Raw genomic sequence first — 25010 nt, forward strand, 5'->3', positions numbered from 1 at the left:
TCCTGGCTTAGCTGTCCCGGGCAATAACGAAGCGGGCGGCCTGCTTCAAGGTTTCAGCCGGTGCGCCGTACGCTTCCAGCGCGGCGCAGGCACTTTCCACCAGCTCGGCCGCGCGGGATTTGGCCGCCTCAAGACCCAGAAGCGAGACAAAGGTCGCCTTGCCCGCCTCGGCATCTTTCTGCAGCCGCTTTCCGGCCTTTTCGGCATCACCCTCAACATCCAAAATGTCATCGGCGATTTGAAAAGCAAGGCCAAGGGCTTGGGCATATTGGCGCAAGGGTGCCGGATCGGTCTGCGCCATCCGTGCCCCCGCACAGGCTGACCATTCGATCAAGGCACCGGTCTTGCCCGCTTGCAGCCGGGTGATTTCATCCAGCGTCAACGGCGCAGCCGCCGTTTCGGCCGCAATATCCAGCGCCTGCCCCAGAACCATCCCCTGCGCGCCACTTGCCTTGGCCAATGTTAGGGTCAAATCCGCACGGATTTTGGCATTTCCAACCTCGGGCCGCGCGCACAACTCAAAAGCCAGAGTCTGCAGCGCATCTCCGGCCAACACGGCGATGCCCTCATTCCATTTCACATGCACCGTAGGCCGCCCGCGTCGCAGATCGTCGTCATCCATGCAGGGCAGATCGTCATGCACCAGCGAATAGGCGTGCAGCGCTTCGATCCCGGTTGCGGGCCAGATTGCACAGCTTGCGTCGATGCTATGGAGCCGGGCGCTTTCCAGTACCAGAAATCCGCGCAACCGCTTGCCGCCCTCGGTGGCATAGGCCATCGCCCGGGTCACGTCCAGATCGTCCAGCGCGCCCAGAATCACATCGAACTGATCCTGAATCCGCGCCGCATCCTGCGCCAGTTGTTCGTGAAACATTTACTGACCTTCGACAGGCGTCGTCCCGGTCGGCTGACCGCTGGCGTCCAGAGTGATCGCGGCCACCTTCTCCTCGGCGCGCTTCAACTCATCCTCGCAGCGCTTTTTCAAGGCCGCCCCGCGCTCATACAGTGCAATGGACTGATCCAGCGCCACATCGCCACGTTCCAGCTGGCCCACCACGGCCTCAAGCTCTTTCATCGCCTGTTCGAACGTCATCTGCTCAACTGGGGTATCGGTCATTTGGCTGCCTTCATCAGTTCTTCCACATGGGCGCGTGTCGCCGCGGCCAGTGCGTTCAGATCATACCCGCCTTCCAGAGTCGAGACGATACGGCCCTCGCAAACCTCATCGGCGATCCTGCACAGTTCCGCTGTGATCCATGCGAAATCACCCGTAGACCAGTTCAGATTGGCCAAAGGATCATCCTGATGGGCATCGAACCCGGCGGAAATGATGATCAGTTCGGGCCTGAATGCGCGCAGACGCGGAAAGGCCTGTGCCTCATATGCCGCGCGCATCTCGGCCCCGCCGGACCCGGGGGCGAGCGGCATGTTCAGAACCGTCTCATACGCACCGGTTTCATCCGGGCGGCCTGATCCCGGCCACAGCGGCATCTGCTGACTGGTGATCACCAGCGCACGGGCCTCATCCCACAGCAAATCCTGCGTGCCATTGCCGTGGTGCACATCGAAATCCACCACCGCCACACGGTTCAGCCCGTGATGATCAAGCGCATGTTTCGCCGCCAGCGCAGCGTTGCCGATCAGGCAGAACCCCATCGCGGTCTCGCGTTCCGCATGGTGCCCCGGCGGGCGAATAGCGCAGAACGCGTTCGAGGCCTCGCCGCCCAGCACCAGATCAACCGCCCGCACTGCCGCGCCCGCCGCGCGATAGGCCGCATCGACCGAACCCGGAGACATGAATGTGTCGCCATCTATCTGCGCGAAACCCTCGGCAGGCCGTGTGGATTGTATCTCGCGAATATGGCTTTCGGGATGTACCCGCAACAGATCGTCATCTGCCGCCAATGGCGCGGTTACCCGCTTCAGCTCCAGCCCCTCCAGAGCGTGCAGAATATGTTCCAGCCGCGCCACCCGCTCGGGATGCCCGTCCGGCGTCACATGGCCCAGGCAATCGGCATGGGTCAAAAGGGCTGTGGTCATCGGGGTCCCCTGTTCATCTGGCCAAAATATCCTCGCCGAAGGCATGAAATTGCCGCGCAGCGGTGCTTTAATCCGGCGCCAGCATATACCCGGCCCCTCGCACGGTCTGCAGATACCGAGGCTGTTTCGGGTCTTGTTCTATTTTGCGGCGCAGGCGGGTGATCTGTACGTCCACCGCACGTTCTTGCGCTTGCCCCTTGTCACGGCCAAGATCCTCGACCAGCTTGGCGCGGCTGATCGGCTCGCCCGGCTGGGCCGAGAAGATCTTCATCAACTGGCTCTCGGTCGCGGTCAGACGTACCGGATCGTCCCCCTGCCACATCTCGCCCCGTTCAATGTCGTAACGAATCGGGCCGAGGGTCAAAATCTTCGTCGCCGCCTCCTGCGCTGGAGTTTCCGGCATCCGCCGCAGGATCGCGTTGATCCGCAGCAGCAGCTCTTTCGGCTCGAACGGCTTGGCGAGATAGTCATCGGCGCCTGCCTCAAGACCCGCGATGCGATGTTCGGTCTCACCTTTCGCGGTCAGCAACAATATGGGGGTCGTATGGGTGTCCCGCAGCGCTTTGGTCAGGCTGACGCCATCCTCGCCCGGCATCATCACGTCCATCACGATCAGGTCGAAATCCAGCCCCGACAACACCCGCCGTGCATGCGCCGCATCCCGTGCCGCAGTCACCAGGAACCCGCTGCGCATCAGAAATTTCTTGAGCAGATCGCGAATGCGCTCGTCATCGTCGACGATCAGAAGATGGGCGTCCATATCGCTCATGAAGTCGTATCCCGCAGTTTCGTATATGCACGACGCATATCAGCATCCATCATCGCTTCAAGCACTTTACGAAAACCGGCCACCGCTTCGGGGCCTGCGTCCTTGAATGCCGCCCGCATCCGTGCCCGCTGTGCATCGGACAAAGTGGCCTCCAGCGCCTTGCCTTTGTCAGTCAGAAATAGGTGGCGTTCGCGTTTATCCACCTTTCCCACGCGGCTTTCGACCAATCCGTCTTCGATCAGGGTGCGCAGGACCCGGTTCAGAGACTGTTTCGTCACACCCAGGATGCCCAGCAGATTGTTCACGGTGGTGCCCGGCGCGCGATTGATGAAGTGAATCGCCCGGTGATGCGCGCGGCCATAGGCCATGTCGGACAGAATGCGATCGGGATCGGCGGTAAAGCCGCGATAGGCAAAGAACATCGCCTCAATACCCTGCCGTAACTGCTCATCCGTCAGAAATAACAGGCTTTCTCCGCCAAAGATCGGGGCGGGGCGGATTTCGGACATAACGGGCCTCATGCACAATACGGCCTCAGTTTATGTCAGCCTTATTGACATTCCAAGAGTGCACAGGTATCGAATCGCAGTTTTTGCGCAACAATATGTCCGATACGGACTTAATCAGCGCAATATTTGGAAATTTGACCCGGTTCAGGAGGTTCGCATGGCGGGGTATGATGATCGTGACGGTGTCATCTGGATGGATGGCAAACTGGTGGATTGGCGCGAGGCCAATGTGCACATCCTGTCACACGCGATGCATTATGCGTCCTCGGTGTTCGAGGGTGAGCGCGCTTATAACGGCAAGATCTTCAAAAGCCGGGAACATTCCGAACGCTTGATCGCCTCGGCCGAGGCGCTGGACATGCCGATCCCCTATACGCTGGACCAGATCGAGGCCGCCAAGCAAGAGGCGTTGAAAGCCAGCGGCCTGCAGGACGCTTACATCCGCGCGTTGGTCTGGCGCGGCTCGGGTGAGGATATGGGCGTCGCGTCGGCCAAGAACCCGGTGCGCATGGCCGTCGCCGTGTGGCCGTGGGGGGCCTATTACGGTGACGCCAAGATGCAGGGCGCCAAGCTGGACATCGCCGAATGGAAACGTCCCAGCCCTGAGACCATTCCGGTTCATGCCAAGGCCGCGGGTCTTTATATGATCTGCACCATCTCCAAGCACAAGGCCGAGGCCAAAGGCTGTTCGGACGCGCTGTTCATGGATTACCGCGGTTATGTGGCCGAGGCGACGGGCGCCAATGTGTTCTTCGTCAAGGATGGTGAGGTCCATACCCCGCTGGCCGATTGCTTCCTGAACGGTATCACCCGCCAGACCGTGATCCAGATGCTGAAAGACAAGGGCATCACCGTCCACGAGCGCCGCATCAAGCCCGAGGAAATGGCTGATTTTGAGCAGTGCTGGCTGACCGGCACCGCCGCCGAGGTCACCCCGGTCGGGCAGATCGGAGACTACACCTTTGAGGTCGGCGACCTGACCCGCGAGATTGCCGAGGATTACGAAAAACTGGTCCGCTCGTAATCGGAAACATCTGGAACCCTCGCTTCGGCGGGGGTTTTTGTTGCAGGGCGTGCAAATTTTCGTGCAGATCGTCCCACGTCGTGGACTTGGCTGACCAAGCCGATATTTATGATCCATGTTGGACCTTCTCAGCGATATTCTCACCCGCCTGTCCTTGCGCGGTACATTCTATTTCCGCACGTCTTTCACGCCACCCTTCGGCGTTCAGGTGCCGGGCTTCGAAAACGTCGCGCGGTTTCATTTCGTCCAACGCGGTGAGTTGAAGGTTCATGTCCCCGCATCCGGCGAAACACTGCGCCTCAAGCAGGGTGACCTGATCCTGATTCCGCATGGCGCGCCGCATGCCTTGTTGTGTAACGAGGTCCGGCCATTTGATGCGCTGCCTTTGGAGCAGGTGTTGCAGATTTCCGGTTACAAAGGCGACGGTGTTCTGGTCTATGGCGGCGCGGATGAGGAACGGGATACGCAGTTGATCTGCGGCCATTTCTCGTTCACCGGCCCTGCCGGGCGTAATGGCACCGGGCATATGCTGATTGACCGGCTGCCGCCTTACATCCTGATCCAGAATTACGGGGAAGAGGCGGGTTCGTGGATCGAGGCGACGTTGCGCATGATCGGCTCGGAGGTCTCGGGCGCGCGGATCGGTGGCGACCTGATCGCCCTGAAACTGTCCGAGGTTCTGTTTGCGCAGGCCATCCGCGCCTATCTGGAACATCAAAGCCCCGATGACGCGGCGCTGGCCGGGTTTGCCGACCCGCGCATCTCGCGCGCGCTGACAGCGTTCCATCAGTCTCCGGCTCAGGACTGGAGCGTTGCGACGCTGGCACGCGAGGCGGCGATGTCGCGGACCGCCTTTGCCCAGCTCTTCGCCGAGAAGATGGGCACCACGCCCATGCAATATCTGACCGACTGGCGGATGCAGATCGCCTGCCACGGCCTGACGGAAAGCCGCTGGAACGTGGCCGACGCGGCGGCCGAGGTCGGCTATGCCTCGGAGGCAGCGTTTTCGCGCGTGTTCAAGAAGCAGGTCGGCGTGTCACCTGCGGCCTATCGGGCCATGCACTGATCCATCGTCGGTTCTGAACGATCTGCAATATCTCGCAAACGATCTGGAATGCTACGTTCGCATGGGCGCACCTATTCTTACCTCATCACTGATTGAGGAAAGGAAGTTCAGATGTCCCTGCGTTTCGTTACCCGCACTGTTCATGCGTATCTCGACTATCCGGTTGCCATCGCGCTGATGGTGCTGCCCTTTGTTCTGGGATTGGGTCAGTCCAATCCGCTGGCGCTTTGGTTATCCGTGGTGACCGGTGTCGCTGCTTTTGTGCTGACGGTGCTGACCGACCATCATCTTGGTATCTGGCGGGTGTTGCCCTACAAGTTCCATCTGGCCGTGGACCTGATCGTCGGCATCACTTTCCTGCTGGCACCCAGCCTGCTGGGATTTACCGGTATCGATGCGCTGTTCTACTGGCTGAATGGTGCGGCCGTTGTGGTCGTGATCTCGCTCAGCGCGCCTGAGCAGATCGCCACCGCCTGATCACATCCGGCATCCGCTGATCGACAAGCCGCGCAGCTCTGCGCGGCTTGTCCATTGTTAGGCTCTGTTTTTCATCAGCACTGGTCAAGTGACCCGCGGGTCGAACGAAAACGTCAGTATCAGAAATCCACACCGCGCTGAGCTTTGATGCCAGCCTGAAACGGATGTTTTTCCACAGTCATTTCGGTGACCAGATCGGCATAATCGCGCAGTGCCTGCGGTGCGTCGCGCCCGGTCAGGAACACGCTTGTCTTGTCTGACCGTGCCTTCAGCCCCGCAATCACCTGATCCACCGACAGGTATTCATAACGCAGGGCGATATTGATCTCGTCCAGCACCACCAGATCATACTCACCGCTGGCCATCAGCGCGCAGGCCTTGTTGAAGGCGGCGTTGGCGGCGGCGATGTCACGCTCGCGGTCCTGTGTGTCCCAGGTAAAGCCTTCGCCCATCGTGTGCCAGGTGACCAGATCGCGATCTTCGAAAAAGCGTCGCTCGCCGGTTTTCCACTTGCCCTTGATGAACTGCACTACGGCAACCTTCTGGCCCCATCCCAGCGCGCGGATAACCACCCCGAACGCGGCCGAGGATTTGCCCTTGCCCTTGCCGGTGTTGATCAGCACCAGACCGCGCCCGGGATCGGTCGCCTCGGACACTTTCTTGCGGTGCTCGGCCTGCACCTTCTGCATCTTTTCCTTGTGATCCTGCGCGTCGCTCATCGGGGAACCCTTTGTGATTGTCGCGGGTAACCTAAGCGAAGTTTGCGAAAGGTAAAGTCACGGTTTGTGATCGGTCAGCGCGCGGGCCTTGCCCCGCTCCAGCCCCAGTTGGTGCTCGCGCCAGACGACCACGATATTGCCTGCGATGACCAGCGCGGCACCGGCGAGGATCGCCACCGTGGGCAGTTCGTCGAACCAGACATAGCCAATGACAATCGCAAACAGCATGGTCGCATAATCATAGGGCGCCAGCATTGAGGCCTGTCCAAAGCGATAGGACGATGTGACCAGAATCTGCGCGACCCCGCCGATTAGTCCGATTGTGACCAGTATCAGAGCCTGATTCAGCGTCGGCATCTTCCATCCCCAGAACACGGTCAAAGCCGACAATAAGGTTGCGGTCATCGAGAAATAGAACACGATGGCGGCCGGGTGATCGACCTTGACCAGTTGCCGGATGTGGATCTGGACAAAGGCGCGGGCGACCGTTGCGGTCAGGACGCACAATGCGCCGATGGTTGCTGCCAGCTCCATCTGAGTGCTACCGAGCCGGGGCCAGATCATGATCAGAACGCCCAGAAGCCCCAGTGCCACCGCGCCGATGCGGATCATTCGGATACGTTCACCCAGCATCAAGGCGGCCAGAATCAGAGTAAAGATCGGGGTGGCATAACCGATAGCCGTGACCTCGGGCAGGGGCAGCAGGCTGAGGCCGGTAAAGGTCAGACCCATAGCGCTGGTGCCCAAAACGCCGCGCCAGAAATGTCCCATGGGTTTCTTGACTATGAATCCCTGCGCCAGCTCTCCGCGCCAGATCAGCCACGCGATAATGACCGGAATGGCAAAGAGCGAGCGGAAGAACACCAGTTCACCCGGCGGGAAATCCTCGGACAGGGCTTTGACCAGTGCCGACATCGAGGTGAACAGCATCAGCGCAGCCAGTTTGAGACCCACGGCCAGCATGGGTCGATGCGATGTTAACGATTTTGCCATTGGCCGGACCCTGCGCTTTTGGCGACAAAAGATCAACGCCGGGATTGTACCAATCAGGTCGATTTCCAGTGATCGGGCAGCGGGTGGCCGATTTCATCCCCGAATTCTTCCAGAAACCGGATCATGCGGTCGGTGCGGTGCCGCGCGATCTGGCGGCCCGTGTCAGTCAGCATCTCATCCGGCAGGTTCAGCAGTTTGACCTTCCAGTGATCCAGCGAAAATCGCAGATCGTCCAGAGGCCGCGTGTTGGCAAACGGATCAGCCGGATCGTAAAGAACCCGACCCAATGCGCCGGACACCGAGAATGTGCGCGCAATGCCGATAGCCCCAAGCGCATCCAACCGATCAGCGTCGCGCAGAATCCGGGCTTCGGGCGTTACAGGCGGGATGTTGGCCGAATAACTATGTGCCGCAATGGCATGTTGCGTGACGTTGATCCGGGCAGGGGAAAAGCCCAATTCCGCCAGAATAGGCTCTGAATTTTCAGCCGATCGGCGCGAAGCGAGGTGCCGGTCGGGTGAATTTTTGGGCAGGTTGACCAGATCGTGCAGATAGCAGGCCGCCAGCAGCACCGATCTGTCGGTCTGTTCATCCGCCATGGCCTGCGCGTTCACCCAGACGCGATCCAGATGGGCCAGATCATGCGCCGGGTCGGTCTGCATCCGCTGCGCGACGGTGCGGCGCAGCCGGGTGCGCAGATCAGCCGATATGTCCACGATTCTCGCCGATCTGACCACGGTGCAGCAACAGGTGATCGAGGATCATACAGGCCATCATCGCCTCGCCCACGGGGACGGCGCGGATGCCGACGCAGGGGTCGTGTCGGCCTTTGGTGATAATCTCGGTCTCTTCGCCGGATTTGGTGATGGTTTTGCGCGTGGTCAGGATCGACGAGGTCGGCTTGACCGCAAACCGCACCACGACATCCTGCCCGGTCGAGATGCCGCCCAGTATGCCGCCCGCGTGGTTCGAACTGTATTGCGGGCCGTTCTGGCCCATGAAAATCTCATCCGCGTTGGCCTCGCCGGTCAGCTCGGCGGCGGCCATGCCTTCGCCAATCTCGACACCTTTGACGGCGTTGATCGACATCATCGCGGCGGCCAGATCAGTGTCTAACTTGGCATAAACCGGGGCGCCCAGCCCGGCGGGAACGCCGCGCGCGACAACCTCGACCACTGCGCCGACCGAGTTGCCGGATTTGCGCAGTTCGTCCAGATAGGCGGCCCAGTCCTGCGCCGCCTGCGCGTCGGGCGTCCAGAACGGGTTCTGTTCGATCTGAGACCAGTCGAAATTGCTGCGGTCGATCTTGTGCGGGCCGATCTGGGTCATGTAGCCGGTGATCTGCACATTCGGCGCGATTTGTTTGATTGCTTCCCGCGCTAGCCCTCCGGCAGCAACACGCGACGCGGTTTCACGGGCCGAACTGCGCCCGCCGCCGCGATAATCGCGGATGCCGTATTTCTGCCAATAGGTGATATCGGCATGGCCCGGGCGGAACTTGTCCATGATATTGCCGTAGTCTTTGGAACGCTGATCGGTGTTTTCGATCATCAGTTGGACGGGCGTACCGGTGGTCTGGCCTTCGAACACGCCGGACAGGATTTTTACCTGATCGGGTTCGCGCCGCTGGGTGGTAAACTTGTTCTGCCCCGGTTTCCGTTTGTCGAGCCAGTGCTGGATCATGCTTTCGTTGATTTCAACTCCCGGCGGGCAGCCATCAACGGTCGCGCCCAAGGCGGGACCGTGGCTTTCACCCCAGGTGGTGACGCGGAAGAGGTGTCCAAAGCTGTTCATCGACATGGGGCGTGCTCCTTTGCGGATCGTGATTAGCGGGCGCGGGGCTCGGCCTCAAGCGGATTTCGGTGAAGCGGGGGAGGGGGCCAGCCCCCTCTTGAGCCTATGGCTCAATTCACCCCGGAGATATTTTTGGCCAGATGAAGCGGATCAGAGTCCGGCCTTCAGGGACTGGCGGGTTTTGGTGATCGAAAGCGCGGCTTGCGCGGCCTCGCGGCCTTTTTTGACGAAATGCACTCGGTAGATGGCGTTGTGGTGGTCGGTTTCCTGATACTGATGTGGGGTCAGTGAGACCGACAGGACCGGAACGCCGCTGTCCAGCCCGGCGCGCATCAGGCCGTCGACCACGGCCTGAGCGACGAAATCGTGGCGATAGATGCCACCATCAACGACAAAGGCGGCGCAGGCGATGGCGGCGTATTGGCCGGATTGGGCCAGATCGCGGGCCAGAAGCGGCATCTCGAACGCGCCGGGGGCGTCGAAGACATCGACCTGCTCGGCAGGGATGAGTTGTAGAAACCCCTCAAGTGCGTGCTCGACGATATCGGAATGCCAGTTGGCCTTGATAAAAGCAAAGCGGGTGTGTGTCATAGTGATCTCCTGAGTTTACAGACACGTCACCCAAGGCGATCACGAGCAATCGCGCCGCATCACCGGCGCGTCTGCGCGTTCTCTTTCATCCGGACTGTAACCGTCGGCTCTGGCTTCTCACCAGATCTGCTTGTCACCCTTTGGTGGTTCCACAATTTGTCCGAAAACCGGTTCCCACTTTTCGGATCGTGGACACTGCGGGGCCGCTCGCGGGCTTACGGGTCGATGCCCGCATACCGCCGGTGGGGAATTCCACCCCGCCCTGAGAACGAGGCGGACCTTGCCAAGAAGCATCTGCCTCTGCAAGAGGATTGACAGGAGGATCGTTATGCACCCCAATCCCATGTTTCGCGCCGAAGATCGTTCGCGCCATATCGAATTCGCCCGGGATCGGGCTTTTGGCGTTCTGGCGGTGTCTGCCGACGGTGCTCCGTTACTGAGCCATGTGCCGTTTCTGTTGTCCGAAGACGGAACTGTGGCCGAGCTGCATCTGGTGCGTTCGAATCCCATCGTGCGGGCGCTGCGTGACCCGCAGCAAGCGAAGATCGCGGTGCAGGGACCGGATGGGTACATCTCGCCAGATTGGTATGGCGTCGAAGATCAGGTACCGACATGGAATTACGTGGCCGTTCATCTAAGCGGGGTTCTGGAACTGTGCCCGCAGGACGATCTGTTGGATTTGCTGCAGCGCCAGTCGGCATTCTATGAGCGGCGCCTGTTGCCCAAGCCCCCATGGGTCACCGATAAGATGTCCACGGAAGCTTTGGCCAAGATGTTGCGGATGATTGTGCCCTGCCGGATGCAGGTGGACGATCTTCAGGGCACCTGGAAGCTGGGTCAGAACAAAGTCGAGGCCGTGCGGGCCGCCGCCGCTGGTCACGTGACGGACGGGTTCGGCAGCGAAACCGGGCAGCTGGCCGCCTTGATGCACAAGGCGTAGCCAGCGCCGGTGATCAAGGTCACTGGGGACTGAACGTCGTCAGATAGGCGGCGATGTCTTCGGCGCCTTTCTTCAGTTTGACGCTCATGTTCGGGCGTGCGGACTCGTCATCCAGATAATCCTGAATGAACCGGATGGGATCCTTGGAATAGGCGGCGATATTGTCTTCGGTCCAGACAAGGCCTTCTTCGCCGGCGCGGATCATGTCATCGGTGAACATGCCAACGGGCAGGCGTTCGCTGCCATAGCGATAGTCGTTCTCGGATCCGGCAACGCGGCCCACGACTCCATAGAGATTCGGTCCGGTGATGCCGCCTTTTACCAAAACCTCACCATCTTTGATGATCGCGTGGCAGGAAGAGCAGCGGTTATAAAGTTTTTCGCCTTTCGCCGGATCACCGGCGGCGGCGACCTGAGTGGTCAGTGCAATCGTTAACAGAACGGCGGCCAAGGGGGGCTTTGACATTGGGGTCTCCTGATCGGCGTTCGCGCGGGGTCGGATGTCTGGCATTCGCGTAATAAGTGCAACAGGAAACGGATTGGTTGTGTGCAGAATAAATGGTCTATCTCAAACCTGTCATTTGCACGGGAACAAAGCCGAATCTGAAGGTGACACCTTGCACGATTCTGCATCAATCAAGAGATGGGGGTGCAGCGTGCCATCGATTCTGCCCGAAATCCGAGATCGCGGGCGAATCAAACCCTTTCGAATCGGCGGCTTGCGAAAAGATGTGGCGCTGAAACATCAAAAAAGTCAGATGCCCTGTGATAAAAAACCCAGATGCGGCGTATTGCGCGTTTATGACCGCTAGACGAACACTAATCTCCCCGATAGACAGCGCGGTTAAGACGCCGCATTCGTGCGGTGCGCGAGCTATTTGCCCGTCCGCGGGCGCCAGACAATCGGAGAAAACCTCGTGTCCCACGCAGAAGACCACGAAGGCACCCGCAGAGATTTCCTGTATTACGTCGCTGGCGGCGCAGGTGTCGTGACTGCCGGTGCAGCCGTATGGCCCCTGATCAACCAGATGAACCCATCGGCAGACGTTCAGGCCCTGTCCTCGATCCGAACCGACGTCAGCGGGGTTGAGCCGGGCACACAGCTGACCGTCAAATGGCTGGGTAAACCCGTCTTTATCCGTCACCGCACCGGTGCCGAGATCCAGGAAGCACAGGAGCAGGACGCCGACGGCGTTGATGCCCTGCCGGATCCGCTGGCGCGCAACTTCAACCTGAACCCTGATGCACCGGCGACCGACGCCAACCGCGTGATGCCGTCGCCTGAAGGCGAAGCGCCGGGTGCATGGATCGTTCAGATGGGCGTCTGTACGCACCTGGGCTGTGTGCCTCTGGGGGATGCTGGTGACTTTGGCGGCTGGTTCTGCCCCTGCCACGGCTCGCACTATGATCTGGCTGGCCGGATCCGCAAAGGTCCCGCGCCTGAAAACCTGCCTGTTCCGCCCGCTGAGTGGGTCGACGCAACAACCATCAAACTCGGCTAAGGGAGACCCAACTTATGTCCGGAATTCCCCACGATCATTACGAGCCGAAGACAAACGGCGAGAAGTGGCTGAACAGCCGCTTGCCCATCGTCGGCCTGCTGTATGACACCCTCATGATCCCGACCCCCAAGAACCTGAACTGGTGGTGGATCTGGGGCATCGTCCTGGCATTCTGCCTGGCGCTGCAAATCGTCACCGGTATCGTTCTGGTGATGCACTATACCCCGCATGTCGATCTGGCCTTTGCCAGCATCGAGCACATCATGCGTAACGTGAACGGCGGCTATATGCTGCGATATCTGCACATGAACGGCGCTTCGCTGTTCTTTGTAGCTGTCTATATCCACATCTTCCGTGGCCTGTTCTACGGCTCGTACAAAGCCCCGCGTGAGATCACGTGGATCATCGGTATGCTGATCTACCTGATGATGATGGGCACCGCCTTCATGGGCTACGTTCTGCCCTGGGGTCAGATGTCCTTCTGGGGTGCGACCGTGATCACCGGCCTGTTTGGCGCGATCCCGTTTGTAGGTGACGCGATCCAGACCTGGCTGCTGGGCGGACCGGCGGTGGACAACGCCACGCTGAACCGCTTCTTCTCGCTGCACTACCTGCTGCCCTTCGTGATTGCGGCGCTGGTGATCGTGCACATCTGGGCCTTCCACACCACCGGCAACAACAACCCCACGGGTGTTGAAGTGCGCCGCGGTTCGAAAGCCGAGGCCGAGAAAGACACGCTGCCGTTCTGGCCCTATTTCGTGATCAAGGACCTGTTCGCGCTGGTTGTCATTCTGGTCGTGTTCTGGGCGGTTGTCGGCTTCATGCCGAACTATCTGGGTCACCCGGACAACTACATCGAAGCCAACCCGCTGGTCACACCCGCACATATCGTGCCCGAATGGTACTTCCTGCCGTTCTACGCGATCCTGCGCGCCTTCACCGGCGAGGTCTGGGTCGTGCAGTTCGCCAGCTTCATCACCGGCGGCATTGTCGACGCCAAGTTCTTTGGTGTGGTGGCAATGTTCGGTGCGATCCTGGCCATGGCTCTGGCTCCCTGGCTGGATACCTCGAGCGTGCGTTCGGGCAAGTACCGCCCCATGTTCAAGTGGTGGTTCTATCTGCTGATCATCGACTTCTTTGCCCTGATGTGGCTGGGTGCGATGCCCGCGGAAGAGCCTTACGCGACCTTCTCGCTGATCGCTTCGGCCTACTGGTTCGCCTATTTCTTCGTGATCCTGCCGATCTTGGGTGTCATCGAAAAACCCGATGCCCAGCCAGAGACCATCGAAGAAGACTTCAACGCGCATTATGGCAAGGCTGACGCCGATGCCACGCCGGCCGAGTAAGAAGAGGGACCGGAAACATGTTCAAGAAACTTGCAATCGGTGCCGCTCTTGCTTTGGCCTTCGCGCCTGCCGCAACCTTTGCGGCCAGCAGCGAAGTAAAGCAGCATATCGAAGACTTCGACTTTTCGTTCGAAGGTCCCTTCGGCACCTGGGACAAGAACCAGCTGCAACGCGGTCTTCAGATCTATACCGAAGTCTGCGCAGCCTGCCACGGCCTGAGGTACGTGCCTCTGCGCGACCTTGAAGCGCTGGGATATTCGGAAGAACAGGTCATCGTATATGCGGCCGATAATTTCGAAGTGTTCGACCCTGAGCTGGACGATTTCCGCCCGGCCATTCCGACCGACCACTTCCCGGTCAACGACGGTGTCGGCGCACCGGATCTGAGCCTGATGGCCAAGGCCCGCGCCGGGTTCCACGGCCCGTATGGTCTGGGGATCAACCAGTTGGTCAAAGGTATGGGCGGCGCAGAATACATCGCATCACTGCTGGACGGCTATACTGGTAAGGAAAAGACTGAAGCTGGCGCTACCCTGTATGAAAACACCGCCTTCCCCGGTGGCTGGATCTCGATGGCACCGCCGCTGGCGGATGAGCAGGTTGAGTTTGCCGATGGTCATGCCAACACGGTTGAAGCCATGTCCGAGGATGTTGCAGCCTTCCTGATGTGGACTGCTGAGCCGAAAATGATGGAGCGCAAAAACGCCGGTTTCGTTGGTGTTCTGTTCCTGTCGGTCCTGTCGGTCCTGCTGTATCTGGTGAACAAACGCCTGTGGGCACCGGTCAAAGGCAAGAAGTCCGTCTGACCCGCCACCTCAATCTGAAATCTGCAAAAACCCGGCGCCCCGCGCCGGGTTTTTCTGTTTTATGGTGTCGAGTGTTATCATTCAGCCTGACCGAAGCCGCGCTTCTGTTTCGGTCCGCCATTTTCAACAAGTGATATTGGGAGGGATTTTCATGACTGCTCAGACACATGCTGCCAAACTGCGTGAGGCGTATACGGCCTGGAATGCGTCGAAGGGGGCGGATTTGTCGATGTGGGATCAATATACCACCGATGATCTCCGCCTGTGCTCGATCGGGCGCGGAAAATACGGGCTGGAATTCAGTTGCACCCGGCATGGCAGGGCCGAAATGCACGCCTATCTGAAAGCGCTGACCGATGCGTTCGAGATGCAGCATTGGACTCTGCAAGATACGATTTCCGAAGGCGACAGGGTTGTTGGTATCGGCACAACGGCCTGGACCCACAAAACCACGGGAAAACGTGTGGAAACACCAGTCGTGGTGATCTGCCGCTTCCGCGATGGTCTGGTCTGCGAATATGAAGAGTTCTACGACACTGCAGCCGTGGCCGCCGCAGCGAATTAACGCAAGCCGTCAGGCTGTCAGTTGCGTGCCGGTTTGACCGGATATTTCGGCCTGCACAATCTGACCCTCGGTCTGAGGGGTGTCGAATGTAACCTCGGCAAACTGCTCGGTCCGGCCCATGTGGGGGTTCTCCATCAGGATGTGATGGGTCTTACCAATCTGCGCGGCCAGGTGTTTTGAGACCTGCACTTCGCCCGCGGCACGCAAACGCGCGGCGCGGTCTTTGATCACATTGCCATTCACCTGCTGCGGGATGCGTGCAGCAGGCGTGCCCTCGCGCTTGGAATAGGGGAAGACATGCAGCCAAGTCAGGTTGCAATCGGTAACCAGCTTCAGCGAGTTTTCGAAATGCGCCGCTGACTCGGTCGGGAATCCTGCGATGATATCGGCCCCGAATGTCATTTCGGGCCGCAGTTTACGGGCCTCTTCCGTAAAGCGGATGGCGTCGTCGCGCAGGTGGCGGCGTTTCATCCGTTTCAGGATCAGGTCGTCGCCATGCTGCAGCGACAGATGCAGATGCGGCATCAGGCGTGGCTCGGTTGCGATGGCCTGCATCAGGTTCTCGTCCACCTCGATCGAGTCGATCGAGCTGATGCGCAGGCGCGGCAGGTCCGGCACCAGCTTCAGGATACGCATCACCAGATCGCCCAGCTTTGGCCCGGCGGGCAGATCTGCGCCCCACGAGGTCAGGTCCACTCCGGTCAGAACCACTTCATTATATCCACGATCCACCAGCCGCTTGATCTGATCCACCACCACGCCCGCCGGGACACTGCGCGAGTTGCCGCGGCCATAGGGGATGATGCAGAACGTGCAGCGGTGATCACAGCCATTCTGGACCTGCACATAAGCGCGCGAGCGGGTGCCGAAACCGTCGATCAGATGGCCTGCGGTTTCGGTGACCGACATGATATCGTCGACTTGTACCGCCTCGGTCTCGCCGATGAAATCGGCAGCCATACTTTTCCAGGTTTCGGGCTGCATCTTCTCGGTGTTGCCGATCACTGCATCGACCTCATCCATTTCAGCAAAGGTCTGAGGCTCGGTCTGTGCGGCGCAACCGGTGACGATCAGGCGTGCGTCCGGGTTTTCACGCCGCAGCTTGCGAATCTCCTGCCGGGCTTTGCGAACGGCCTCGGCGGTCACAGCGCATGTGTTGACGATTACGGCATCCGTCAGCCCGGCCTGCTGCGACAACTCTTTCATTGCCTCGGTTTCATAGGCGTTCAGGCGGCAGCCAAGAGTGGTAAACTTGGGCGGATTCATCCCAGCGACCTCAGAAACTCTGGCGTCAAAGTGCCCGAGAAGACATGGGCCGTGGGTCCGGTCATCCAGACACCATCCTCGCGCCAGTCAATCCAGATTGTGCCGCCATCCAGATCGATCTGCACCTTCCGTCCGGTCAGACTGCGCCGCGCTGCCGCCACTGCAGTGGCGCAGGAAGACGATCCCGAGGCGAGCGTGATCCCGACGCCGCGCTCCCAGACCCGCATACGGATGTGGTCCGGCCCGATCAGCTGCGCGACCTGCACATTTGTCCGCTGAGGGTACAGCGGGTGATGTTCGTATCGCGCGCCAAATTCGGCCAGGGGGATGGCTTCGGCATCTTCGACAAAGAACGTGCAATGCGGGTTTCCCATGCCCGTAGCGGTCGGCCCGCCTTCGACCGGCAGTTCCAGCGTGTCCACATCCTCGGCCAGTGGAATGTCCTGCCAGTCGGTTTGTGGATGCCCCATATTGACCGCCGTCAGGCCGTTACCGGCGTCCCGGGCGAGCAGCGTTCCACGTTCGGTGGTCAGTGTCAGGCTGGATTTGCCAATCTCTTCGATCAGGAACCGGGCAATACAGCGGGTGGCATTCCCACATGCGGCCGAGGTCGACCCGTCGGCATTATAAAAAATCAGATGCGCATCCGCATTGTCGCTGCTGCCGATCACCGCCAGCTGATCGAACCCGACACCGAATTGACGATGGCCGATTCCCGATGCCTGTGCCGGAGTAATCGACACTGCCTGCGCGCGCGCATCCACAATGACAAAGTCATTGCCCAGCCCGTGCATCTTCATGAAGGGCAATCCGGTGTCGTTTGATCGTTGCATGGCGGGCATATAACCTTGGTCTGAAGGCGAATCCACCCTGTCGTGAAGATTCCTGAAAAAAGGGGTTGACCCCCCTGCATCACCTGCCTAATTAGGCCGCCTATCGGGTCGCCGATCCTGTATGGGAAGACGGCGAAACGCGGTGCAAAATAAGGTCTTGAACCCGATCGGGAAAATGCCTTACAGAGCGCCACGGATCATAAAGATCCAGATAAAAGAGTGGGCCGTTAGCTCAGTTGGTAGAGCAACTGACTTTTAATCAGTGGGTCGCAGGTTCGAATCCTGCACGGCTCACCACTTTTCATAATGAAAGATGACACGAAGTTTGTCTCTTTTGACAGGATTCCGTCGCTTTTTAGCGCAGATCAGTAGAATTTGCACATCGCGATTTTTTTGTGTGCCTCGGATTTTGGCGCTCTCGATAGTATTCAGACAAAACCGCGTTCATAGCAGCCCATTTGCGAACTGTTCTCGTTTCTATGCAGTCTTCCCGAATCCCAAGTAGTCCGCTGGCACCTTGTCAGTGAGCCAAACGCCGTTGTCGGCGCAATAGAACAGAAACCCGTCCTCAAACATTCGTTGCGCCTCAACTCTTAGGACGACTGGTTTTCCGTGTCTTTGGCCGACGCGTTCAGCCGTGTCAGAATCCAAAGAGAGGTGAACTTGATGACGACGCCCAGGGTTCGAGATCCAATTTCCCGAGTGAAAGTGTTGCAAGGGCATTGCCATTTTGTTTGCACGCGGATGACCGGCTCCAATTCTGAAGCCGTTTCAGTTCCTTCAACTGATCTACGCCCATTCCGCATTCGCCGTTGGGCTCGAACCAATGGCGCCTTCAACGGTTCATTTCTTGCGCCAACGGTAACAGGTTTGTTCGGCAACACCGATCTGCCTGATCGCATCAAGGCGGGACATGCCTTGCCCAATCAGATCTTCAACCTGCCGTAACTTCGAGACAATCTCCTCGGGCTTCGGTATTTTCAGAAATAAAAAAACTCTGCGGCATGAGCTCAAGAACCTGTCTAATAGGTTTTGAGTCTAAATGCTTGCAATGTTTCCCAGTCCTCAATCGGCACATTTTGGCTGGACTTAACCAGATGCAAATACCTGAAACTCAGCGTTGTGCCGATCAGGTTCTTCAGGACTTTGGTCTCTGTAGCTTTAACCTCGGGTTTGATTGGACCATAAGCCACGCTGATATGAGGTTGAAACGCGCGAGGGCGCTGAGAGGCCGGTAAACCTTGCGTCAGTGACGCTTGCTCGCAGAGCAAGTCGGGCGTTGGCGACAGGTCAAGATACAAAGACTTAAAGAAAATATCTTCGGCCTTCACGCCGGTTACGGTCAGGTCATGACATGAGAACCCGGTCGACATGCGGCCAAGCAGAGCGGCCAACTCGGTTTCTTCACCCGCAAGATCACCTATAAGCGTAACATGCGGCACAAAGGACGGAGTGCCATGTGCATCGGCAAAATTTCTGATCCTGATGCTCAGGTTGGTCAGGTCCGGTTCCTCCGGGATCATCCACACGGAATAGGTTGCGACATCGGCCTTCATGATCAGTGCGTCCCTCGAGAAATAAATTCCGGAGCGATGAATACGGTCTCGCTGGGTTTTTCCGGATGATCCAATCTTTCGGACAGCAGCCGCAAAATCTCTGAAACTGTCTGATCCATGTCGTTGCGCACTGTGGACAGCTGAAAGCTGGGCCATTGGGCAATCGCGATGTCATCAAAGCCCACCACTGAAAGCTCGGTCGGGATAGTCAGGCCAAATTCCTGCCGTGCCGCCGCCAATGCGCCCAAAGCCATCGCATCATTCGCGCAAAAAAGCCCATCCAGATCGCATTTGTCGCGCAGCATCTGAGTGATGGAGCGATACCCGCCCTCATAGCTAAAGTCGGAATGTCTGATGATGGCGGGTTTCAGACCCGCTTTGGTCAGTGCCGCTACGAAGCCCGCCTTGCGCTCCTGGTCAGAAGAAAGATGCTCCAGCCCGCCAAGATAGCCCAAACGGGATTTCCCTTGGGCAATGAGATGGGATACGGCCAGTTCAGCCCCCTGCGTGTTGTCGCAACAGACACAATCCACCCGCTCAGCCTGCATCACGCGTCCGGATATGATCAGCGGGATGTTCAGTTTGGCACAGTGAATTGCAACTGATTCTTCTACGCTCCCGCCGCGCAGAATCAGGGCATCCAGCGGGTAAGCCAGGACCTCAAGCACTTCTGCCTCTGACGTTTCGACGGATCCGCCAAGCACCACAGGCCACTTGCCCATCCCGTGCAAACCCTGCATCAGTTTGCCCAGAATCTCACTGTCGTAATGGTTCACCAGATCGCCTGTGACGATAGCCACAAGGTTAGATCGACCGGTGCTTTGCAGCCCTGCCGCCAGCGCATTGGGTCGATATCCAAGCTGTTCGGAAACCTGAAGAATTTTCTTTTTCTTGTCTTCATCCAAAGGAGAGCCTGGCGTGAACGCACGCGACACCGCCGAGCGCGAGACACCGGCCGCCTGCGCAACCTGTTTCGCTGTAACGCGTCGAGGTTTGGAAGTTTTGCCTGTATTCATATTTCAGCCGGGTCTCGTCTCGCTGCGATGGTGTTACTTTTGTGAATATCTGAAATTTTAGCTTGCGTCATAAAGGTGTCATTTCTTACCGTTGGGTGAACACGTGTTCACTACGTATGTAGCAGAATTATGAAAGATGCAAAATGAACCTTGCGCCGGTCGATTACGAAAACACCTCCTCCACCCTCGGAGCCGAGATACAGCTGCGTGGCTTGCGGGTGGGGTATGCCGAGCAGGATGTGCTGTCGGAAATAGATCTTGATGTAGGGGCCGGAGAGTTCATCGCATTGCTTGGTGCATCTGGCTGCGGCAAGACCACGCTCTTGCGCGCGCTCGCTGGGTTCGTACCGGTACGCGGTGGGTCGATTTCCGTCGACGGGCAGGACATGAGCCACACCACGCCCGAGAAGCGCGGAATGGCGATGATGTTCCAATCCTATGCCCTGTGGCCGCATATGAACGTGGCGCAGAATATTGGATACGGGTTGAGGCTGCGCAAGAAAAGCAAGGCGCAGATTTCGGCGCGGGTCCGGGAAATGGCCGCACTGGTTGGGTTGAGTGATTTGATCCACCGCAAGATCGGGGCCTTGTCCGGTGGTCAGAGGCAAAGGGTTGCTTTGGCGCGGGCGCTGGCAATTGACCCTCCGGTGCTGTTGCTGGATGAACCGCTGTCCAACCTCGACGCCGGTATCCGCGCCAATATGCGGCACGAGATTCGCAGCCTGCAACAACGGCTGGGTCTGACCACCGTTCTTGTCACTCATGACCGAGAAGAGGCGATGTCGATGGCGGACCGGGTGGTAATCCTGAATCAGGGCCGCATCGCGCAGGTCGGCACACCCGAGGACGTTTTTCATACGCCCGCAAACCCCTATGTCGCCCGGTTCATGGGGGCTGGAAACAGCTTGACCGGCAACGCCACCGTTGGCTCACAGTTTGTCGACCTAAAGGTCGATGGCCACCTGCACCGACTACCGATCTTGGACGAAAACACCTCTGGCGTCCATTTCCCCGAGCCCCGAAATGGTCCGGTCGACATCCTGTTTCACAGTGATGCTGCGCAGCTGGGTCGGGCGGCAGGTCATGCTTTGACATTGCCCGGAACGGTGGTTCAGCATTCGTATCTGGGATCGGTCTACCGTCATGAAATTCAGGTCGGCGAGACCCGTATCATGGCCGACAATACCCACAAGATGCCCATCGGCTCGGCGGTCGATGTAAGCGTACCGGCCACGGCCCTTAGTCTGTTTCCTGCAAAGTCCCAGACAGCCGTGACCGGACCCGAGGCGGCGAGCCAGGCCGCACAACACCTCTGAGACCCTGGAGAAACACCATGACTTCAAAAATTGCAAATCTTTTTGCATCAGCAGCCATCGCTCTGATCGCAACCAGTGCGGCGCAAGCCGAAAACGTATTGAACGTGGCCTCTGGCGGTAGCCAGAACATGGTCGACTATGTCACCGACTATCTGGGCCCTCTGTTCGAGGAACAAAACCCGGGCTGGACCGTAAACGTGGTTGGCACCGGCCCCGGCAACGCGGGCAGCCAGGCGATCCTTGAAAAAATCAAGGCACAGGCCGGAAATGATGCGTGGGACACTGATGTCGTCGTCATGACCCAGCTGAAAACCGGAGAAATGGTTACCGAGGGCCTGCTGCAGCAATATGTCGATGATATCGACACTGGCAAACTGGCCACGCGCGACACGTCCAGAACGGCTCTGGGCACTGATGTAACGGGCTACGTCATGCCGATGTTCCACAGCCAGACAGCGATCGCCTATAATCCCGATCTGGTTGAAAACCCACCTAACAGCTTCGACGAGCTGAAAACCTGGACCGCGGAAAACAAGGGCGCGTTCGGCTATAACGGTATCAAGAACGGTATGTCCGGCGTCGCCTTTACGGCTGCCTGGATGTATGCCTATGCGGGCAACACTGATCAGCTGATGAATGGTCCCTACGACCCAGAACTGAAGAACAGCTGGGATCAGGCCCTCAACGATCTGAAAGCGTTCAATGAAAACGTCACCTTTACCCCGGGCAACGCTGGCACGCTGGACATGATGAACCGGGGCGAGATCGTGATGGGTCCGGTCTGGGTCGATATGTTCTACACTTGGCAGGCTGACGGGCGCCTGAACCCGAACCTCAAGCTGCTGCTGCCCGAGCCGGGAATGCCGGGTCAGCCGTACTACTACGCGGTTCCCGCCAAGGCCGAGAATGCCGAAGCCGCGCGCAAGTTCATCGCGCTGGCCACCAGCCCCGATGTACAGGCCGAGGGCATCGTCAAACGTTTCAACTGGTATCCGGGCATCGATGCCCAGCATGTTGAGCCCTCGTTGGACAAAGAGGTCTGGGACAAGTTGTTCACGGACGTGACGCCGGAAGATTTGGCTGCCAAAGGCAAATCCTTCCCGCTGGGCCCGTATTTTGACGACATCCGCGAGGCTTATGAGCAGAAGGTTTCCAACTAAACTGCCAATAGCGGAAACCTTGGTGCGGGCCCGTTCCGTTCGGCCCGCACCTGAACACTCTGGACCGAAAAAAGATGATCACACGCAAAACCTCTTTGGTTCTGGTCGCTCCGGCCATCGTACTGCTTGGACTGCTGTTTCTCTATCCCTTGGGCTATTCGTTGCTTTGGGCGTTCCGGGATGAGGAACTGGGCGGCTGGGGTCTTCAGAATTTCATCAAGGCTTTTGCACTTTATTCGAACGACATTCTGTTCACGCTGATTATCGTGACCCTGTCCACCATTATCATCGGCGCCATATCGATTGCCATTGGCGGTTACCTGACGCTTGGTGAAAACCGGGTTGCCCTTGTGGTCTTGCGCTGGCTCTATCGCTGGCCCCTATTCATTCCTTTTGTGGTCGCTGCGCAGTTGATGCGCACATTTCTGGCCAAGAACGGCATGATGAACAACATCATCGTCTCGACCGGATTGATGGAGCCCTTGCAAGCCACCAGCTATCTGGACTGGCGTGGCATTGTTATCACCTTTGTTTGGAAACAAACGCCTTTCGTGGCACTTCTGGTGGCGGGTGCCATGGCAGCGCTTAACCGTTCAACGATCGAAGCCGCCCGCAATCTGGGTGCGTCCCGTTTCCGCATCCTGTTCGAGATTGTGGTGCCACAGGTGGCCACCACGCTAATGGTGGGGCTGATCCTGTCTTATGTGGTGATGATGTCGGTCCTGTCCGTTCCGCTTATGATCAACGCACAGACACCGACGATGATCACAGTCGACATGGCATGGCGCATCAACGCCTATTCGGATTACGGCGTCGCAAACGCGCTTGGCTTCATCTCATATGCCATGACGGCCGTCATCGCATGGATCTACCTGCGCCAGGGTGTGCGGGAAGGGGGAAAACCGGTATGACTGTTCTGCGCACGACCGTGACCGCCATCCTTTTGGCTCTGCTGGCCTTCGCCATTTTTGGCCCGATCACCAACATGCTGATCTGGTCAGTGGCGGAGACATGGTACTTTCCCGCCAAACTTCCCCAAAGCTATGGCTTTTCATTTTGGGAGCGTGTGTTCCGTCCGCAGGGCAACGCCATGGAGTCGCTTTGGAGTTCGGTTCTGATCGCATTTTTCACCGTGTTGGCCTCGCTGGCGGTGGCGATCCCTGCGGGGCTGGCACTGGGTCGCGGCAGCCTGCCATGGCGGACGTTCTTTCTGCTTCTGTTTCTGTTGCCGCAGGCCTTTCCGTCGATTGCTGTGCATATGAACATCGCGCGCATTTTCTATGGCCTGGGCCTGAACGGCACATATCTGGGCGTTGTTCTGGTGCACACGATCCAGGGGCTGGTGTTTTCGGTCTGGATTGCCACCGCCGCCTTCGCTGCCGTTGACCGCGAACTTGAGGAAGCCGCAGCCAATATAGGTGCCTCGCCTTTCACCGTATTCCGCACAGTGACTTTGCCGCTTGCGCTGCCGGGCCTGATGGCCAGCGCCATCTTCGTTTTCCTCATCTCACTGGATGAGTTCACCGGCACTTACTTTGTCGGCGTACCAGACGTGACGACCATGCCACTGCTGCTGTTCACAGCATCGATGGAGGGGAACTATCAGATCGCCTCGATCACTGCGCTCATTCTGCTTGTTCCTTCGGTGGGATTTATGCTGTTCATCGAACGGTTTCTGAAATCGGATGTTCTGGCGAAAGTAGGAAGCTGACATGACCGACATCGACGACCGTCTGTCATTCGCCAAATCTCTGGCGCAAGAGGCCGGACAACTGGCCCAACGCCTCAGGACAGAACGAAGCGCCGAGTTTGTCGCGGAAAAAGGCCCACAGGATTTCGTAACATTTGCGGATCGCGCCGTCGAAGACCTGATCCGTAAGCGTATTGCCGAACATTGGCCATCCGACGCGATGCTGGGCGAGGAACACGGTGTTTCCGGCAGCGGGCAGGCTATCTGGGTTGTGGATCCGATAGACGGCACCGCCAATTTCATGCGCGGTCACCGGGATTGGGGTGTATGCATCGCGTTCTATGAAGGTGGCCAGATACATTTGGGCGTGATCTGCGCGCCGGATCTGAACATGCTCGCCTGGGCCGCTACCGGAAACGGCGCCTGGCTGAATGGAGAGCGTCTGAGCGTGTCAGACTGCGCTGAACCTGATCGCGCAGTGCTGATGTTGGGCTGGTCGAACCGGCGGACGATTGCTGAGCACACCGCTATAATCCAGACGCTTCTGGATGCCGGGATGGAGTACCGCCGCAATGGATCGGCCGCGATCAGTTTGCTGGCGGTCGCCTCGGGTCAGGCCGAAGGGTATTTCGAGGCGCATCTGAACGCCTGGGACGCCTTCGCTGCGATACCCATGATTGTGGAGGCTGGAGGCCAGTTTGACTGCGATCCTCTGGACCGTTTCTTGGCCCATGGCAGCCGGGTTCTGGCTTGTGGCAAGCCTATGCACGCTGCGATCAGCGAATGCGTGCGATGATTTTGACGAAGGTGCGGTTCGATATGTTCGACACCTCGGCCAGTGTTGCGGCATCAAAGCCCTGCCAACGCCGGTCACCATAGGTCAGGCTGCCCATCTGCAGCGTAACATGCGCAGCCATGGCGTCTCTGGCCTGATTGAGCCGCAGCTTGCGGTGCGCAACGGAGTTATTTCAGGGTAGAAAATCGTGAACTAACCCGCCGATGTCTCTCGCCAGCGCATGTGGTCAGGATGCT

Annotated in this window: 30 protein-coding genes, 1 tRNA gene, 1 pseudogene and 1 riboswitch; of the genes and pseudogenes, 14 read left to right on the forward strand and 18 right to left on the reverse strand. The window is 58.6% G+C overall.

The genetic code is table 11. The annotated features are described in order from the left end of the window. Positions 1-7 precede the first annotated feature (7 nt). The 5 genes from ACR0K9_RS08975 to ACR0K9_RS08995 all read right to left on the reverse strand — a co-directional run bounded on the left by ACR0K9_RS08975 (position 8) and on the right by ACR0K9_RS08995 (position 3318). Positions 8-874 (reverse strand): polyprenyl synthetase family protein, encoded by an 867-nt coding sequence (locus tag ACR0K9_RS08975; protein ID WP_480822436.1) that lies wholly within the window; start codon positions 872-874, stop codon positions 8-10. Continuing rightward, complete coding sequence (locus tag ACR0K9_RS08980) at positions 875-1117, reverse strand: exodeoxyribonuclease VII small subunit (protein ID WP_170484940.1); 243 nt, start codon at positions 1115-1117, stop codon at positions 875-877. It abuts the gene before it with no gap. Beyond that, positions 1114-2040, reverse strand: coding sequence for a histone deacetylase family protein (locus ACR0K9_RS08985; protein WP_480822437.1), 927 nt, complete (start codon positions 2038-2040; stop codon positions 1114-1116). Before ACR0K9_RS08985 ends, ACR0K9_RS08980 begins: the two co-directional genes overlap by 4 nt. A 67-nt stretch (positions 2041-2107) precedes the next feature. After that, the gene (locus ACR0K9_RS08990; protein ID WP_480533658.1) at positions 2108-2809 is read right to left on the reverse strand and encodes a response regulator; all 702 of its coding nucleotides are present in this window, start codon (positions 2807-2809) and stop codon (positions 2108-2110) included. After that, on the reverse strand, positions 2806-3318 hold the full coding sequence (locus tag ACR0K9_RS08995) for a MarR family winged helix-turn-helix transcriptional regulator (protein WP_480533657.1): 513 nt from the start codon (positions 3316-3318) through the stop codon (positions 2806-2808). The genes ACR0K9_RS08990 and ACR0K9_RS08995 overlap by 4 nt, the downstream gene beginning before the upstream one ends. 157 nt (positions 3319-3475) lie before the next feature. Between ACR0K9_RS08995 and ACR0K9_RS09000 the strand changes: the two genes are divergently transcribed. The 3 genes from ACR0K9_RS09000 (at position 3476) to ACR0K9_RS09010 (ending at position 5885) form a co-directional block, all read left to right on the forward strand. Further along, the gene (locus tag ACR0K9_RS09000) at positions 3476-4342 is read left to right on the forward strand and encodes a branched-chain amino acid aminotransferase (RefSeq protein ID WP_480533655.1); all 867 of its coding nucleotides are present in this window, start codon (positions 3476-3478) and stop codon (positions 4340-4342) included. A 115-nt stretch (positions 4343-4457) separates the two neighbouring features. After that, the gene (locus ACR0K9_RS09005) at positions 4458-5408 is read left to right on the forward strand and encodes an AraC family transcriptional regulator (protein WP_480822438.1); all 951 of its coding nucleotides are present in this window, start codon (positions 4458-4460) and stop codon (positions 5406-5408) included. A gap of 111 nt (positions 5409-5519) precedes the next feature. Continuing rightward, positions 5520-5885: an SPW repeat domain-containing protein gene (locus ACR0K9_RS09010; RefSeq protein ID WP_480822440.1), complete on the forward strand. Its 366-nt coding sequence runs from the start codon at positions 5520-5522 to the stop codon at positions 5883-5885. A 119-nt stretch (positions 5886-6004) separates the two neighbouring features. Here ACR0K9_RS09010 and cobO read toward each other — a convergent pair whose 3' ends face one another. The 5 genes from cobO to ACR0K9_RS09035 form a co-directional block, all read right to left on the reverse strand. Further along, positions 6005-6604 (reverse strand): cob(I)yrinic acid a,c-diamide adenosyltransferase, encoded by a 600-nt coding sequence (gene cobO / locus ACR0K9_RS09015; RefSeq protein ID WP_480822442.1) that lies wholly within the window; start codon positions 6602-6604, stop codon positions 6005-6007. A 57-nt stretch (positions 6605-6661) separates the two neighbouring features. Beyond that, on the reverse strand, positions 6662-7597 hold the full coding sequence (locus ACR0K9_RS09020; protein ID WP_480822444.1) for a DMT family transporter: 936 nt from the start codon (positions 7595-7597) through the stop codon (positions 6662-6664). A gap of 53 nt (positions 7598-7650) precedes the next feature. Further along, positions 7651-8313 (reverse strand): HD domain-containing protein, encoded by a 663-nt coding sequence (locus ACR0K9_RS09025; RefSeq protein WP_480822446.1) that lies wholly within the window; start codon positions 8311-8313, stop codon positions 7651-7653. Beyond that, entirely contained in the window at positions 8297-9397 is a 1101-nt protein-coding gene (gene aroC / locus ACR0K9_RS09030; protein ID WP_480822448.1) for a chorismate synthase, read from the reverse strand. The genes ACR0K9_RS09025 and aroC overlap by 17 nt, the downstream gene beginning before the upstream one ends. A gap of 144 nt (positions 9398-9541) precedes the next feature. Beyond that, on the reverse strand, positions 9542-9982 hold the full coding sequence (locus tag ACR0K9_RS09035; RefSeq protein ID WP_480822450.1) for a 6,7-dimethyl-8-ribityllumazine synthase: 441 nt from the start codon (positions 9980-9982) through the stop codon (positions 9542-9544). Between the two features lie 73 nt (positions 9983-10055). Continuing rightward, positions 10056-10256: riboswitch (FMN riboswitch) on the reverse strand. Between the two features lie 54 nt (positions 10257-10310). Between ACR0K9_RS09035 and ACR0K9_RS09040 the strand changes: the two genes are divergently transcribed. Then, complete coding sequence (locus ACR0K9_RS09040; RefSeq protein WP_480822452.1) at positions 10311-10922, forward strand: FMN-binding negative transcriptional regulator; 612 nt, start codon at positions 10311-10313, stop codon at positions 10920-10922. Positions 10923-10941: 19 nt separating this feature from the next. Here ACR0K9_RS09040 and ACR0K9_RS09045 read toward each other — a convergent pair whose 3' ends face one another. After that, positions 10942-11388: a c-type cytochrome gene (locus tag ACR0K9_RS09045; protein WP_480822454.1), complete on the reverse strand. Its 447-nt coding sequence runs from the start codon at positions 11386-11388 to the stop codon at positions 10942-10944. A 451-nt stretch (positions 11389-11839) separates the two neighbouring features. Here ACR0K9_RS09045 and petA point away from each other — a divergent pair, with 451 nt between their 5' ends. The 4 genes from petA (at position 11840) to ACR0K9_RS09065 (ending at position 15141) form a co-directional block, all read left to right on the forward strand. Beyond that, positions 11840-12424: a ubiquinol-cytochrome c reductase iron-sulfur subunit gene (gene petA / locus ACR0K9_RS09050; RefSeq protein WP_480533635.1), complete on the forward strand. Its 585-nt coding sequence runs from the start codon at positions 11840-11842 to the stop codon at positions 12422-12424. A 14-nt stretch (positions 12425-12438) separates the two neighbouring features. Then, on the forward strand, positions 12439-13770 hold the full coding sequence (gene petB, locus ACR0K9_RS09055; protein ID WP_480533633.1) for a cytochrome b: 1332 nt from the start codon (positions 12439-12441) through the stop codon (positions 13768-13770). Between the two features lie 17 nt (positions 13771-13787). Further along, a complete protein-coding gene (locus tag ACR0K9_RS09060; RefSeq protein ID WP_480822456.1) occupies positions 13788-14576 on the forward strand; it encodes a cytochrome c1 in 789 nt (262 codons plus the stop codon). A 151-nt stretch (positions 14577-14727) separates the two neighbouring features. Continuing rightward, the gene (locus ACR0K9_RS09065; RefSeq protein ID WP_480822458.1) at positions 14728-15141 is read left to right on the forward strand and encodes a nuclear transport factor 2 family protein; all 414 of its coding nucleotides are present in this window, start codon (positions 14728-14730) and stop codon (positions 15139-15141) included. A gap of 9 nt (positions 15142-15150) precedes the next feature. On the opposite strand, the gene mtaB is transcribed toward ACR0K9_RS09065, so the two are convergent. After that, positions 15151-16407, reverse strand: a complete 1257-nt coding sequence (gene mtaB / locus ACR0K9_RS09070) for a tRNA (N(6)-L-threonylcarbamoyladenosine(37)-C(2))-methylthiotransferase MtaB (RefSeq protein ID WP_480822460.1) — start codon at positions 16405-16407, stop codon at positions 15151-15153. Further along, positions 16404-17249 carry a diaminopimelate epimerase gene (gene dapF, locus ACR0K9_RS09075; protein ID WP_480822462.1) on the reverse strand — a complete coding sequence of 282 codons (846 nt, stop codon included), beginning with the start codon at positions 17247-17249 and terminating at the stop codon, positions 16404-16406. The genes mtaB and dapF overlap by 4 nt, the downstream gene beginning before the upstream one ends. Positions 17250-17461: 212 nt before the next feature. Here dapF and ACR0K9_RS09080 point away from each other — a divergent pair. Further along, positions 17462-17537 (forward strand) — tRNA-Lys (locus ACR0K9_RS09080). A gap of 180 nt (positions 17538-17717) precedes the next feature. Here ACR0K9_RS09080 and ACR0K9_RS09085 read toward each other — a convergent pair. From ACR0K9_RS09085 to ACR0K9_RS09100, 4 genes and pseudogenes are all read right to left on the reverse strand, one after another. Further along, positions 17718-17969 carry an RNA 2'-phosphotransferase gene (locus ACR0K9_RS09085; protein ID WP_480822464.1) on the reverse strand — a complete coding sequence of 84 codons (252 nt, stop codon included), beginning with the start codon at positions 17967-17969 and terminating at the stop codon, positions 17718-17720. Between the two features lie 117 nt (positions 17970-18086). Next, positions 18087-18224: pseudogene (locus ACR0K9_RS09090) on the reverse strand (IS3 family transposase); the annotation flags it as partial. 38 nt (positions 18225-18262) lie between these two features. Next, a complete protein-coding gene (locus ACR0K9_RS09095; RefSeq protein ID WP_480822466.1) occupies positions 18263-18796 on the reverse strand; it encodes a 2'-5' RNA ligase family protein in 534 nt (177 codons plus the stop codon). Positions 18797-18798: 2 nt separating this feature from the next. Beyond that, positions 18799-19812 (reverse strand): LacI family DNA-binding transcriptional regulator, encoded by a 1014-nt coding sequence (locus ACR0K9_RS09100; protein ID WP_480822468.1) that lies wholly within the window; start codon positions 19810-19812, stop codon positions 18799-18801. 143 nt (positions 19813-19955) lie between these two features. On the opposite strand from ACR0K9_RS09100, the gene ACR0K9_RS09105 reads away from it, so the two are divergent. The 5 genes from ACR0K9_RS09105 (at position 19956) to ACR0K9_RS09125 (ending at position 24774) form a co-directional block, all read left to right on the forward strand. Then, positions 19956-21128 carry an ABC transporter ATP-binding protein gene (locus ACR0K9_RS09105; protein ID WP_480822470.1) on the forward strand — a complete coding sequence of 391 codons (1173 nt, stop codon included), beginning with the start codon at positions 19956-19958 and terminating at the stop codon, positions 21126-21128. A gap of 17 nt (positions 21129-21145) precedes the next feature. Then, positions 21146-22288, forward strand: coding sequence for an extracellular solute-binding protein (locus tag ACR0K9_RS09110; protein ID WP_480822472.1), 1143 nt, complete (start codon positions 21146-21148; stop codon positions 22286-22288). A gap of 74 nt (positions 22289-22362) precedes the next feature. Continuing rightward, the gene (locus ACR0K9_RS09115) at positions 22363-23199 is read left to right on the forward strand and encodes an ABC transporter permease (protein WP_480822474.1); all 837 of its coding nucleotides are present in this window, start codon (positions 22363-22365) and stop codon (positions 23197-23199) included. Next, a complete protein-coding gene (locus ACR0K9_RS09120) occupies positions 23196-23999 on the forward strand; it encodes an ABC transporter permease (RefSeq protein ID WP_480822476.1) in 804 nt (267 codons plus the stop codon). Before ACR0K9_RS09115 ends, ACR0K9_RS09120 begins: the two co-directional genes overlap by 4 nt. 1 nt (position 24000) lies before the next feature. After that, the gene (locus ACR0K9_RS09125; protein WP_480822478.1) at positions 24001-24774 is read left to right on the forward strand and encodes an inositol monophosphatase family protein; all 774 of its coding nucleotides are present in this window, start codon (positions 24001-24003) and stop codon (positions 24772-24774) included. Here the strand turns inward: ACR0K9_RS09125 and ACR0K9_RS09130 are convergent. Further along, positions 24755-24895: a hypothetical protein gene (locus ACR0K9_RS09130; RefSeq protein ID WP_480822480.1), complete on the reverse strand. Its 141-nt coding sequence runs from the start codon at positions 24893-24895 to the stop codon at positions 24755-24757. The two genes, ACR0K9_RS09125 and ACR0K9_RS09130, sit on opposite strands and share 20 nt — an antisense overlap. Between the last annotated feature and the right edge of the window lie 115 nt (positions 24896-25010).

Source organism: Ruegeria sp. L12 (genome assembly GCF_056531745.1).